Genomic DNA, 13,286 nt, shown 5'->3' with positions numbered 1-13,286 from the left:
AGAAGAATACTTCTCGGACAGAACAGCCTCTTTGCCTTGCCGGGAGCGCTTAATAATGTTTGAACCAGATGCCGGCGCATTCGGGAACGGTCGTCCAGCCTTTTGCGGCGACTTGGGAGGCCACTTCTTCGCCGAAGAAAAAGCGGGTTAGTTCTTCCGCTTCACTCAGACTCTCGAATGTATAATCCGAGCGAATCCATTGGTGGGTAAAGCCATACTGCCGCTCCAAAGCCGCATAATAGTTCAAGAGAAAATCCGGCGGATTCGGCGTTTCGAAGCCTGTGCCCATCGTTTCGAAGATGATGACGGTTCCACCGGGACGAAGCACCCGGTTTATTTCCTGCAGGATGCGCTCCAGATTGGACGACCACATCGGATCGTTGCTGTTCGCCAAGTAGCCCAGGCTCCAACCGGAAACGATCAAGTCCGCGCTCGCGTCCGGCAAAGGCAGCTCGCGATGATCCGCGACGACTGTGCACAGGCGGGGACGGTCCGTTTCGGCGATGCGCTCCTTCAAGACGTCCAGCATCGCGGCGGATGCATCGGTTGCCGTCAGCGACCGTGCTTGTCCGATCAAGACGGACGATAACCTGCCGCTTCCGGCGCCCAGATCGACGATGTCGAGTCCTGCGAACGGCTTGATGGATTGCACGATATGCGCCAGTTCGGGTTGTTTGCTGATTAAGCGGTGGTAACACCCTGCTTGCTCGGCATAAATTTGATCATGATTCGGCATAAGTATAAGTACCTCTCCTTCATCGGATGTCGTTGCACCGATAGCGTACACCTTTCCGTTACGTGAAGGTCAAGGGGGCTGCATTCATTCACTTAGAACCGGGTCAGATTTCTTCAGCGAGGTTTGTAGCAGCCGTTCCGTTCGGGCATAAAGCTCAAGCAGCTGATTGCGGTTGATCAGGTTGGCTTTGTGCTCGAAGGTCACGTGAAACCGTTCGTTCCGCTGTGCTAAATAGGCGAGATAGGCGTAGGCATCCCCACAGCGGTCGTCATCATCATGCTCCGGCAGAACGGGAAGATGATGAATGAACCGGTCCTCTTCGTACCGGACGTTGCTGTAATGGACCAAATAAACATATGGCGCTACGGCTTCGAGCCAGCGCATCGGTTCGACATTGTGAAACGCTTTGGCGGAAATATCCAGCCGCGACGTATCCACAACCAGCCCGATTTCCGGATGCTCCCGGAACATCATCGTAAGCAGCTCCTCATGCTCTCCCCAAAAATCATGCTCTAATACGATACGCTGCCCATAGCGGTGTTGAAGCTCGCAAAGCGCATCAAACAATCGAAGGGAAATGTCCCGCAACTGAGCTGTATCGATCTGATCGGCTTCATAGCGTTCGCCCGGCTTCGGCATGTTGGCGTAAACCTGTTTCGTTTCCAATGGGAATATCGGCACAAAAGGATAATGAAACAAAATATAATCGGCGCCATATTCCGCTGCTATACGGACTTCGCGTTCTACGCGGTGCAAGGCTTCTTCCCGCTCCTCGCGGTCTATGGAAGTGATTCGCGGGAGCCTGTACGCCTGTCCGCCGAAAACCGGCGTATGAATGCCAAAGGAAAGCCCCTTCTCTTTACAGACTTTCGTTGTATACAATAAGCTTTCGTTATCGCGATACTGGCAAATTTCAATTCCGCTAATCGCATCGGAACCGAAACGTTCCATACCCTCTTCGCTGAATGCTATCCACATGCCAATCTGCAATCTTCTTCGGCTCATGCCCCGATCCCCTTTTAATAGATAAAATGATAGGTACTGCATATTTTACCATTTCCCCCTGTTGTTTCCCATTCGCACAAGATGGTCTTCACCGTCGAGAGTTTTCTTTAATATAATGACGTAGATTTTGGGATGAACAATGGATTTGTGATATTTTCCTTTGGGCAAAAAAGTTTACCATGTACAAAACTAATCCGTTAGGTATATAATGGGGAATAATGGAATCGTCCGGAGATCGAATTAACTGATTAAAATCAGGCAGGTGAAAACGCATGATAAATATTCGAAGCTCGTATCAAGAGGACCGCTCGACACGGAGAGCGCTGCTGATTTTGCTAAAAAAGCGGGGCAAAATCAGCATTCAGGAAGCGGCCGAGAAGTTGGGCATATCGGGGGTGGCTGTTCGGCGTCATATTCACGAACTGCAAAAGGATCAATATGTGCAGACGAACATCCTACGTCAAAGCGCGGGGAGACCGACTTATTTATACAGCTTGACGGAAAAGGCCGGGGCTTTGTTTGCGAACGGCTACGACGCGATCGTCAACGATTTGCTCGACGAAGTGAAGGATAATTTCGGCGACGGTCAAGTCAGCCGCTTGTTTCAGCGGCGGAAAGAAAGATGGCTGCAGAGACATGAGGATACGTTTCGAGGCTTGGATTTGGAGAAACGTGTGGAGAGGCTGGCCCGGCTGCAAGAGCAGGAAGGGTATATGGTTAAAGTCGAAAAAAGAGGAGACGGAACGTTCGTCTTCGAGGAAGCGAATTGTCCGATCTATCAAGTGGCCGTCCGCCACCGGCAGGCCTGCCAGTGCGAGCTGTCGCTGTTTCAAGCCCTGCTTGCCGTGCCCGTTGCGCGTAAGGAATGTATGGCGGAAGGCGGGCGGAAGTGCCAATATACGATCAATTCGGGTCAGGCCTAGACTTGGAAGCGGAAGAGGAGTACAGCGAATGGACGATACGATGAAGAACCGTCCCGATCCGGAGATCATTACGGTGACGGACGATCGGCTGATTCCGGTTGTGGTTGCGCTAACGAATTTGACGGAGAGCTGGAAGGCCCAGCTAAGCAAAGGCGCCGTCAGCCTGCCGGTAGCCGTACAGATCGGAAAGAAGCTCAGCCATGAGCAGCAACAGGCCTTGCTGGAGTTCTGGGAGGATACTCGCTTGCCCGACAAATATATGAACAGGGCGCTTCATGCCTTTGCGCTGAACATGCCGGAGTGGGCGGTGCATCAGGTCATCCGTATTTTCCGTCTCACGGAGAAGATCCGGGCTTCGATGATCATGCTGAACGATTTGATGGACCGGTTCGACGCGCTCTACGAACAGTTCGAACACGAATTTTGGGAAGGGGAATGGCCTGGGGCGGAGGAAGAGCTGGCGCCGTATCTCGACAGGCTGGAAGCCGATTTTCAGGAGCTGCACCGGCAAGCATCGGACGAGAAAAAGTCGTATAACCGGCATTACGGGGACAGCTCGTCGGACTCTGCGAGAACGGCGGGGCCAAGCAGGGGACCGGTGTCCTTTCCGGCGCTGATCGGAGCTACGGACGACGCCTCGCCCAAGGAGCTGAAGCAGCGTTATCGGACATTAATGAAAAAGCTTCACCCCGATCACGGCGGCAGCGCCTTTTTGTTCGATTGGGTCAAGCAGGCGTACGACAACTATATGCAGGGCAAATCAAGCTTGTGACAAAAAGACCTGCTGTCACGGCAGCAGGTCCCATCGTAAAGCTGCATTAAGCGAGCGCGTGCCGTCGTCTGGCGAGTCCGGTCAAGAAGTACAGCAGGACGTGCAGGCTTATGCGCGACGTCCTGTCGCGCGTATCCCGGCTCGGGTCCACACAGACCATGTCCATGCCGATGACGCGGTTCCACTCCCCGAGCAGCTCGGCGCAGGTGAACAGGTCGACCGGCGAGAGACCGCCGGGCCCGATCGCCGGCACGCCGGGTACATCGGCTTGGTCCAGCACGTCGACATCGAATGTGACGTAGACAGAATCCGTCTTGGCGGCAAGCTCGCGGATCGTCCGCTCCAGAATCGGCTTGATGCCTTCCTCCCGGACTTGTCTTGCCGTATAAAGCGTAATGCCCTGCTGCTCGGCGAAGTCGCGGTACGCTTTGGAATTGGCGAAGCTGCGCAGGCCGATATTCACGATATCTTCGCCCCGGATAACGCTGTTTTCCACCAGACTGCGGATGGGCGTTCCGTTTGATCTGCCGCCGTAGGCCGTATCCCGGACATCGAGGTGCGCATCGAATTGGATCAGCCCAATGCGCTCTTGGCGCACGCTCTGAATGCCCGTCAGCGCCGGGAATGTAATCGAGTGATCGCCTCCCACCAGACACGGAATCGTGGAGGGGAGCTGCTGCGAAATTTCTTGAAACGCCTGTTCGATATTGCGGTGGCACTGCGGGATGTCGGTGACGTGCATGCCGACATCTCCGAGGTCGTTGACGCGCAGGCTGCTTAGGTCCAAATCCGCTTCGAAGTTGTACGTCGTAAAGGCACTGAACAGTTGTCTTAGCGTAGCAGGATGAAGGTGGGCGCCGGAGAAGCTGATCGAGCTTTTCGACAGCGGAGCCCCGACTATTGCGGCGTCGAGCGGCCGCTGCCCGTCCCATTCCGTAATCCAGTCGCAGAGCCGGGTCACATACGGGTCCCCTGCGCCCGGAGTAAACATAACGCCGGGACGCTGCAAATGAGTGAATTTGTGCATGACGCTTTTTCTTCTCCTTTGTATGATTTTACGCGCTTCCTTACTTGTTTTCGAGCACTTGGCTCAGGAACATTTGGGTGCGCGGGTGCGTCGGCTTCGTGAAAATTTCGGACGGCTTGCCTTCCTCGATAATGACGCCGCCGTCCATCACAACGACGCGGTCCGCGACGTCCCGGGCGAAGCCCATCTCGTGCGTGACGATGACCATGGTCATGCCTTCCTTCGCCAAGGTGCGCATAACCTGCAGCACCTCGCCGACCGTCTCCGGGTCCAATGCGGAGGTCGGTTCGTCGAACAGCATCACCTTCGGCTTCATGGCGAGCGCGCGGGCAATGGCGACCCGCTGCTTTTGTCCGCCGGACAGGCTGGACGGACGGGCCTCCGCCTTGTCCTGCAGGCCGACCTTGCGCAGCAGCTCGCGCGCCAATTGCTCAGCGTCTTCCTTGTTCATCCCCCGCAGCGAGGTCGGAGCCATCGTAATGTTGTGCAGCACCGACTTGTGCGGGAACAAGTTGAACGATTGAAACACCATGCCGACATCTTGACGGACGGCATTCAGGTCCTTCTGCGGCATTTCCACGGACTGGACGGCCTGTCCTTGCATGGGAATGCGCCCGATCGGCTTGCCTTCGATGACCACGTTGCCTTTGTCGTACGTCTCCAAATAGTTGATGCAGCGCAGCAGCGTGCTTTTGCCAGAGCCTGACGGCCCAAGAACGACGACGACCTCTCCTTGCTGCACCTGAAGATCGACACCACGCAGCACGTGGTTGCTTCCGAACGATTTGTGAATCCCGTTTATTCGTATCATCGCATATCATCCCCCGTCCCGAGACGTCTTTCCAGCAGCAGGCCGATAAACCCGATCAGGTTGTTGACCAAATAGTACAGAATCGCGATAGCCAGCAAAAACTCGATCGTTTTGTACGTGTCGGCAATCAGCAGGTTCGCCTGCCGGAACAGCTCGACGACCGTAATCGTCGACAGCAGGGAGGAGTTTTTCGTGAGCGAGATGAACTCGTTGGTCATTGGCGCCAGCATGCGGGTCACCGCCTGCGGGATCACGATCTTGCGCATCGTCTGCGCATAGGAGAAGCCGAGGGAGCGTCCGGCCTCCATCTGCCCTTTGTCGATCGATTGAACGGCTCCGCGGATGACCTGAGAAGCATACGCGCCGCTGTACATGCCCAAAGCGACGACGCCGGACACCCACGGGACCGTATCGATGCCGAATACGATCGGCAGTCCGTAATAGAGCAGGAACAGCTGCACGAGCAGCGGAGTCCCCCGGAACCAGGACAGATATGCGATCGATACATATTTCCATGGCTTGAACTTGGACATTTGTCCGAACGAAATGAATGTCCCGATGATCAGGCTGAGCACAAACCCGCCCAGCGTGTAAATGACCGTATACCATAACGACTGCAGCAGCAGCCGGATATTCTGCCACTCGCCAAGGACGCTGAAGTCAAAATGCTGCATAGTTTCCCTCCTAATCGCGAGCTAAGCTGCCTGTTTGGTTATTAAAACCATTTTTTAACAATTTCGTTGTATTTGCCGCTGTCTTTGACCTTCTTGACCGCATCGTTGACAGCCTTTACGAACTCCGGGTTATCCTTGCGGACGCCATAGCCGTAGTACTCTTCGGTGAGCGTTTGGGGCAATACTTTGACCGTGCCTTTTTCTTTGGCGTAAGCTTTGGCCGCCGGGAATCCGGTGATAACGGCATCAACCTTGCCGGTCTCCAGCTCCAGGAACATCTCCGTGTTTTTCTCCACTTGGACCAGCCCGATGTTCTTGTGGCTTTCTTCCACGAATTTGACCGATTTCGTGCCGATTTGCACCGCCGCTTTTTTTCCGGCCAGATCGTCGAAGCCTTTTATCGTGTCGTTGTCTTTCTTCACCATGATCGAAAGACCGCCCGGAAAATACGAATCGGAGAAGTCGATCGTCTTCTTGCGCTCGTCGGTAATATACATCGCCGAGACGATAAGATCGAACTTCTTCGCCTGCAGCCCCGGAATGAGCCCTTTGAATTCGGTATCCACGAATTTGACTTTGTCGGCTCCTAGCTCTTTAGCCACCGCACGGATCAAGTCGATGTCGAAGCCTTCGAATTGATCGCCGGATTTGTACTCGAACGGCTTGAAAGTGGCGTCCGTTCCGACCGTAAGCGTTTTCGTTTTGGCGATTTTAGATAAGATTTCGTTGCTGCTCGCAGCCGCCGGAGCTTGTTGTCCCGCCGAAGCGTCGGGCTTGCTGCCACATGCGGAGACTATGAGCGTCAACATACAGAATACTGCCAGAAGAGCCTGCTTTTTTGGTTTGAACATCATTGTATAATTCCCCCTGCATGTAGGTTTATCGTTACGCTTTTCCTATAAGCAAATATCGTGCCAATAGGTTTTCGGCAGAGCGAACGGTAGGGGGCTGGGCTTGGATTGGGGAAGGGCAAGAGCGGATGGGAAGGCATGGAACGGAAAAGCCGCGGAGCAGGGCGGAAAGGCGGCGGACAGGCGAAAATCGGCAAAGTTGGGAGGGTGGTAGAGAGGCGAAAACCGGTGTAATGGATGGGAAAGGCGATGGGCGGGTGAAAACCGGTGAAGTAGGGTGGAAAGGTGGTAGGCAGGCGAGAAAACCGGTGAAGTAGGGTGGAAAGGCAGGCGGATAAGGGAGAAAAGAGTGGTGTAGAGGCTCAAAAAAGCGGCGGAAATTGCCGGGGCGGCGAAATCTGCCGGGCGGTTTTTGCCGCCCGGTCCTTATTCAGCCCGGTAACGGGCCAGCTTGTCGCGCAGCGTGCGCTCTCCGATGCCGAGCGTCTCTGCCGTCTTACGCCGATTGCCGTCCATCGCTTGGAGCGTAGACAGAATCACTTTGCGCTCGATCGCTTCCATCGTTTCTCCGACGTAGACGGGCACAAGCTTGCTGTCGGCGGGCTGCGCCGGTTTCGTTTGCAGGTCTCCGGGCAGGTCGCTAACGGTCACCCGGTCGCCGTCCGCCAGCGCAATTGAACGCTCGATGATGTTCTGCAGCTCCCGCACGTTACCGGGAAACGGATAGTCCAGCAGCAGTTGAAGCGCGTCCGGCTCGATGTCTTTGATTTGCTTCGACATGCGCTCGTTGATTTTGTTGATGAAGTGCTGAATCAGCGAAGGGATATCTTCTTGCCGTTCGCGCAGCGGCGGCAGCGGGATCGGAATGACGTTCAGCCGGTAGTACAAGTCCTCCCGGAACTTGCCCTGCTGAATTTCCTTCTTCAAGTCCCGGTTTGTGGCCGCAATAATCCGCACGTCGATCGCGATTTCCTTCTGCCCGCCGATTCGCATGATCGCTTTCTCCTGCAGCACGCGGAGCAGCTTGCTCTGCAGCCCGATATCGAGCTCGCCGATCTCGTCCAGAAACAGCGTGCCGCCGTTGGCCGTTTCGAAAATGCCCGTTTTTCGGGCCACGGCGCCGGTAAAGGCTCCTTTTTCATAGCCGAACAGCTCCGACTCGATCAGATTGGCGGGGATGGCGGCGCAGTTGATCGTCGAGAACACCTGCTTCTGCCGGTCGCCGGCAAAATGAATCGCGCGTGCGACCAGCTCTTTGCCCGTACCGCTTTCTCCCATGATCAGGACGCTGGAATCGATGTTCTTGACCTTGTCGATCAGCGAGAAGACGTTCTGCATCTGCACGCTGTGCCCGATCAAGCCGTGCACGTCGTATGCTTTTTGAATCTCTTCGTTCAGCCATTCGACCCGCGATTGCAGTTGAAATTGCTCCATCGCCTTTTCCAGCAGCACCTTCAATTCGTGCATATCGATCGGCTTGGAAGCATAGTAGAACGCGCCTTGCCGCATCGCTTCCACCGCCGACGGGATGCTGCCGTACGCCGTCATGATGATGACGACCGTTCGGGGGGAGACGCTGCGGATCTGTTTCAGCACGTCGATGCCGTCGCGCATCCCGAGCCGCAGGTCGAGCAGGGCGATCGAGAAGGCGACGTGAGAGAACAGGGCGATGGCCTCATCGGGGTTGGTGGACGCATAAACCTCGTAATCGTCTTCCAAAATAAACGAAAGCGATTTGCAGATCGAAATTTCATCGTCCAGTATAAGCAGGTTCGGTTTAGGCATGCTCCTCTTCCTCCAATTGGCTCGGTAGTTTCAATACGATTCGGGTCCCGGCTCCTTTTTCGCTCGTTACTTCGATTTCCCCGCGGTTATCCCGCACCAGCTGATAGCAGATCGACAGCCCGAGCCCGACACCGCCCGCTTTTTTGGTGAAGAACGGTTCGAAAATTTTCGGCAAATCGTCCGCATCGATCCCTTCCCCCGTATCCTCGATCTCTAGAATGACGAACGGCTGCCGCTCCTGCGCGGCGATGCGGAGCGTTCCGCCGCCCGGCATCGCGTCGATGGCGTTGCGGATCAGGTTGATCAGCACCTGCTTGATTTGTTGGGCATCTGCCCACACGTACGCGGAATCCGGCACATCGAGCTGCACGACAATGCGTCTTTCCTCCAAGAGATTATGGAAAAACAAAGCGACGGCCCGCACCGGCTCCTCCAGCTTGAACAGCGTTTTCTCGGGCGGCTTCTCGCGGGCGAAGTCCAGCAGCTCCGTCACGATCCGGTTCAGCCGCATCACTTCCTCGGTGACATGCATTGTGAAAAATTCGCGGTACTCCTTGTTGTCGTACTTGAAGGGCAGCGCCTGGGAATACGACAAAATCGAAGTGATCGGATTGCGGATCTCATGGGCGATGCCCGCGACCAATTGGCCGAGCGATTGCAGCCGGTCCCGCCGGGCCAGCTCGTCCAGCGTCTTCTTGTAGGCGTCCAGCCGCTTTTTCAATTCCCGCTTGAGCGTCAAGTTCCACCATAGAATCAGCAGCAGGACGGCCGCCGTAATGACGAGCCCCGCCACGACGTAGGACAGCAGCTCCTTCAGCCGCGGAGCAGACGGATAAATATATTCGCCGAACCATTTTCGTTCGATTTTGGCATAGGTGCCGTTCGATTTCAGCTCGCGCAGCCCGTGATTGATTTCGCCGAGCAGCGCTTCGTTCTTCTTGAGCACAACTAGGCCGTAGTCCGTCGGGGCGATCGGATCGCCGACCAGCTTCACCTGGTCCTGCTGGCGGTTTTTTTGCAGCACATACTGGCCTGTGATCTGGTTGCCGATAAAAGCGTCCACTTGACCGCCGAGCAGAAGCCGGATCGCTTCCTCCTGATTTTCCGTCGCGAGCACGGTGGCGTTCGGAATGCGCTGCATCGCTTCGCTGCTGATGTCGCCTTCCTGCACGGCGATTCTGCGGTTCTGCAGGTCGGTCAGCGAATGGACGGAATACGAATCCTTCCGTACAAAGATGCCCTGCGAACTTGTAAAATACGACTCGGAAAAGCTGTAGCTCTGGGCCCGCTCCTGGCTGTACTTCATCCCTTGGACGGCATCCACCTTGCCGCTTTCCAGCGCTTTGATCGCTTCGCTCCAGGGCATCGGATAAAATTCGAACGAAATGCCGGTTTCGAGCGAGAGCGCATTCAACATATCCACGTTAAATCCCTGAAACGTGCCGTTGGCGACAAATTCGAACGGCGGAAAATTGTTGTCTCCGGCGACACGCATCACCTTGCGCGGCTCCGAAGGAACGATATCGACGGCGGCGGCCCCGGGGAGCATGACGGATAGAAGCAGAACGGAGAGTATCGGAATAAAGGCGATAAGTTTGGCAAGCTTCATAGATGTTCGATCCTTTCTGCCGAGGGGGCAAAGTCCGGACTTTTACCTAGTATTATATCTCCAAAAGCGGTTCATCGATCAAGTTTCTTCATTTCGTCCACTGGATCTTTAATAATTCCACTTTTGGAAGCGCTATGTTTTTCCATACAATGGGATGTGAGGATGCGCTTTCATGGAAAATGGAGCGTTTCCGATCCTCTGAAGGGCGGAGGGGGATGCCCGGAATCGAATGCCGGACAATCCGAAATTTATACCAAACGGGAGGAACACGATGAAAAAACGATGGACCGGTCTTCTACTGTTCATGTTCTCATGCCTGGTGTTTGCCGCAGGCGCTCAAGCGGCGCAGCCGCACTCGTCCTACTGGTTCCCGGAGGATCTGCTCCGCTGGACGCCGCAGGGAGATAAGGATGCGGAGTTCAACCGCAGCATGATTGCTTTGCAGGACCGCTTCACAGGATATCAAGTTAACAAGCACGCTACGGTCGAGCCTAAAGTGGCAGCGCTTTCGGCGATGAACCGGCAAACCAGCGGCGTGCCGTCGCAAGGGTCGGAGAAATTCGACGCGAATACGTTCGGCTACTGGGCTTACGTCGACAAGCTCGTCTATTGGGGCGGATCGTCGGGCGAAGGCATCATCGTGCCGCCGAGCGCGGACGTGACGGATGCGGCCCATAAGAACGGCGTTCCGGTGCTGGGCACCGTCTTTTTCCCGCCGAGCGTATACGGGGGCAAGTTCGAATGGGTGAAGCAGACGATCCGGCAAAACCCGGACGGTACTTTCCCTGTAGCCGATAAGCTGCTCGAAGTGGCGAACTATTACGGCTTCGACGGCTGGTTTATTAACCAGGAGACGGAAGGCGCTACGTCGGAAGATGCCGCGACGATGCAGAAGTTCCTTGCTTACCTGCAAGCGAAAAAGCCGGCAGGGATGCAGATCATGTGGTACGACTCGATGACATCCAGCGGATCGATCGATTGGCAGAACGCGCTGACGGATCGCAACCAAATGTTCCTGCAGCAGGGCAGCGAACGCCGCTCCGACAGTATGTTCCTGAATTTCTGGTGGCGCTCGTTGGACCCGTCCGCGAACAAGGCCAAGAACCTGGGCCGCAGCCCGTACGAGCTGTTCACGGGCATCGATGTCGAAGCGAAGGGCTACGATACGAAAATTAGCTGGAATGCGATCTTTCCCGAGGGCAAGAAAGCGGTTACGTCGCTCGGTATTTACCGCCCGGATTGGGCGTTCAACTCGTCGGAAAATCAAGAGCAATTTTACGCGAAGGAAAATAAATTCTGGGTCGGCCCGACCGGCAACCCGGCCAATATGTCCGGCACGGCCGATTGGAAGGGCATCGCGCACTATGTTGTAGAACAGTCGCCGGTGAATGACCTGCCGTTTACGACGAACTTCAATACGGGCAACGGGCAGCTGTTCGCCGTGAACGGGGAAGTCGTGCGGGCGACGCCGTGGAACAACCGGAGCTTGCAGGATGTGCTGCCGACATGGCGCTGGATCGCGGAAAGCAAGGGGGAAGCGCTGAAGCCGAGCTTCGACTTTACGACCGCTTATTACGGCGGCAGCTCCTTGAAGCTGGCGGGAACGCTCAGCCCGCAGAACGCTACAAATCTTAAGCTGTACAAGACGGACCTGCTCGTAGAGCAGAATACGAAGCTGTCGCTTACTTTCAAGACGCAGACGAAGCACGCGGACTTGAAGGTGGGGCTGTCGTTTGCCGATCAGCCCGACAAGTTCGTATTCCTCGATGCAGGCGGCCTGCATCCCGGAACGTGGGATACGCAAACGTTTAATCTGAATCCGTACCGCGGCAAGCGGATCGCCGCCATCTCTCTGTATGCGGACGCGAAGCAGACGATTTCGGATTTCTCGGTCAACATCGGGCAGCTTTCCGTCTATAACGCCAAAGACGATCCGAACCCGGTACCCGAAGTTCGCGGCTTGAATGTGAAGGAAGCAGAGTTCAAGGATGGCATCTACGGCGATGCCCGTTTGGAATGGTCGGCGACGGATCGTCCGGTCCGCTATTTCGAGGTGTACCGAGTGAAGCCGGACGGTAGCAAGGAACTGCTCGGCGTCACTCCGAACCGGGTGTACTACGTGCCGATGCTGCGCCGGATCGGGCCGGAAGCGCAGACGAAGCTGGAAGTCGTCGCTCTCAGCACGGACGGACGCCGTGGCAAAGCGGCGCAGACCGTGGTCACTTGGCCGGCCTATCCGAAGCCGGTAGCGTCGTTCGCGGCAGATAAGACGCTCGTCGCGCCGGGACAGCCGGTGACGTTCATAGACCAATCGTCCGAGGTGACGGAGCAGCGGATATGGTCGTTCCCGGGCGGAACGCCGTCCACAAGCACCGAGAAGCAGCCGGTCGTCACTTATGCTGCCGAAGGAACGTACAGCGTAACGCTGACGGCGAAAAATTCGGTAGGCGACAGCACCGCAACCAAAGAAGCGTTCATCACAGTAACCAAGGACGCTGCCGGTGGGGTGAAAAATCTCGCGCTGAACAAGCCGGCGACGGCGGACGGCGCCTGCGGACCGAACGAGGCGGCTGCCTACGCCTTCGACGGCAAGGTGACGGGCAACAGCAAGTGGTGCGCGCTCGGCAGCGGGCCGCATTGGCTGTCGGTCGATCTGGGCGCGAGCTACACGATCAGCGAGTTTGTCGTGAAGCATGCGGAAGCGGGCAGTGAAGCGGCCGCGTTCAACACCCGCGATTTCCACATCCAAGTCAGCAACGACGGCAGCACTTGGAGCGACGCGGTTCAGGTCCAAGGCAATACGGCCGCGGATAGCAAGCACCCGATCGCGCTGACGAAGGCAAGATACGTGAAGCTGACGATCGATAAGGCCACGCAAGGCGGCGATACGGCCGCTCGTATTTACGAGTTCGAAGTGAACGGATTGGCAAAATAGCACGGAGGCCGCTTGTCTCCCTTATCTGCGGATAAGGGGACAGGCGGTCTTTTTGCCCCTTTCCGAACACACCGCTGTCGGGAGCCGCGAAGGCCGAAAACGATATTTCCGGACGGCCGCGAATACATATTGCTAATGGGAAAAATCGGTTGCGGAGG

At 56.0% G+C, this 13,286-nt stretch carries 11 protein-coding genes; 3 read left to right on the top strand and 8 right to left on the bottom strand.

The window, feature by feature from the left end; all coding sequences use genetic code 11:
- Positions 1-49 precede the first annotated feature (49 nt).
- Both ET33_RS15860 and ET33_RS15855 read right to left on the bottom strand, forming a co-directional pair.
- Entirely contained in the window at positions 50-736 is a 687-nt protein-coding gene (locus tag ET33_RS15860) for a class I SAM-dependent methyltransferase (RefSeq protein WP_036683378.1), read from the bottom strand.
- Positions 737-820: 84 nt separating this feature from the next.
- Positions 821-1,741, bottom strand: a complete 921-nt coding sequence (locus tag ET33_RS15855; protein ID WP_036683375.1) for a sugar phosphate isomerase/epimerase family protein — start codon at positions 1,739-1,741, stop codon at positions 821-823.
- Positions 1,742-2,013: 272 nt separating this feature from the next.
- On the opposite strand from ET33_RS15855, the gene ET33_RS15850 reads away from it, so the two are divergent.
- Both ET33_RS15850 and ET33_RS15845 read left to right on the top strand, forming a co-directional pair.
- On the top strand, positions 2,014-2,664 hold the full coding sequence (locus ET33_RS15850) for a helix-turn-helix transcriptional regulator (protein WP_036683365.1): 651 nt from the start codon (positions 2,014-2,016) through the stop codon (positions 2,662-2,664).
- 28 nt (positions 2,665-2,692) lie between these two features.
- A complete protein-coding gene (locus tag ET33_RS15845) occupies positions 2,693-3,436 on the top strand; it encodes a J domain-containing protein (RefSeq protein ID WP_051775368.1) in 744 nt (247 codons plus the stop codon).
- A gap of 46 nt (positions 3,437-3,482) precedes the next feature.
- Here ET33_RS15845 and ET33_RS15840 read toward each other — a convergent pair whose 3' ends face one another.
- The 6 genes from ET33_RS15840 to ET33_RS15815 form a co-directional block, all read right to left on the bottom strand.
- Entirely contained in the window at positions 3,483-4,463 is a 981-nt protein-coding gene (locus tag ET33_RS15840; RefSeq protein ID WP_051775367.1) for an agmatinase family protein, read from the bottom strand.
- Between the two features lie 40 nt (positions 4,464-4,503).
- Positions 4,504-5,274 (bottom strand): amino acid ABC transporter ATP-binding protein, encoded by a 771-nt coding sequence (locus tag ET33_RS15835; protein WP_036683361.1) that lies wholly within the window; start codon positions 5,272-5,274, stop codon positions 4,504-4,506.
- Positions 5,271-5,948: an amino acid ABC transporter permease gene (locus ET33_RS15830; RefSeq protein WP_036683357.1), complete on the bottom strand. Its 678-nt coding sequence runs from the start codon at positions 5,946-5,948 to the stop codon at positions 5,271-5,273. The genes ET33_RS15835 and ET33_RS15830 overlap by 4 nt, the downstream gene beginning before the upstream one ends.
- A 41-nt stretch (positions 5,949-5,989) precedes the next feature.
- A complete protein-coding gene (locus tag ET33_RS15825) occupies positions 5,990-6,802 on the bottom strand; it encodes a transporter substrate-binding domain-containing protein (RefSeq protein WP_036683353.1) in 813 nt (270 codons plus the stop codon).
- A gap of 423 nt (positions 6,803-7,225) precedes the next feature.
- Positions 7,226-8,584 carry a sigma-54-dependent transcriptional regulator gene (locus tag ET33_RS15820; RefSeq protein ID WP_036683348.1) on the bottom strand — a complete coding sequence of 453 codons (1,359 nt, stop codon included), beginning with the start codon at positions 8,582-8,584 and terminating at the stop codon, positions 7,226-7,228.
- Positions 8,577-10,193, bottom strand: coding sequence for a transporter substrate-binding domain-containing protein (locus ET33_RS15815; RefSeq protein ID WP_036683344.1), 1,617 nt, complete (start codon positions 10,191-10,193; stop codon positions 8,577-8,579). The genes ET33_RS15820 and ET33_RS15815 overlap by 8 nt, the downstream gene beginning before the upstream one ends.
- Positions 10,194-10,464: 271 nt before the next feature.
- On the opposite strand from ET33_RS15815, the gene ET33_RS15810 reads away from it, so the two are divergent.
- Positions 10,465-13,128, top strand: a complete 2,664-nt coding sequence (locus ET33_RS15810) for an endo-beta-N-acetylglucosaminidase (protein ID WP_036683340.1) — start codon at positions 10,465-10,467, stop codon at positions 13,126-13,128.
- The last annotated feature ends 158 nt before the right edge of the window (positions 13,129-13,286 follow it).

Origin of the sequence: Paenibacillus tyrphae, assembly GCF_000722545.1 — a bacterium.
Classification (GTDB): domain Bacteria; phylum Bacillota; class Bacilli; order Paenibacillales; family NBRC-103111; genus Paenibacillus_G; species Paenibacillus_G tyrfis.
The sequence above is the reverse complement of the archived record's forward strand: the minus strand, read 5'-3'. Positions and strand labels throughout refer to the sequence as shown.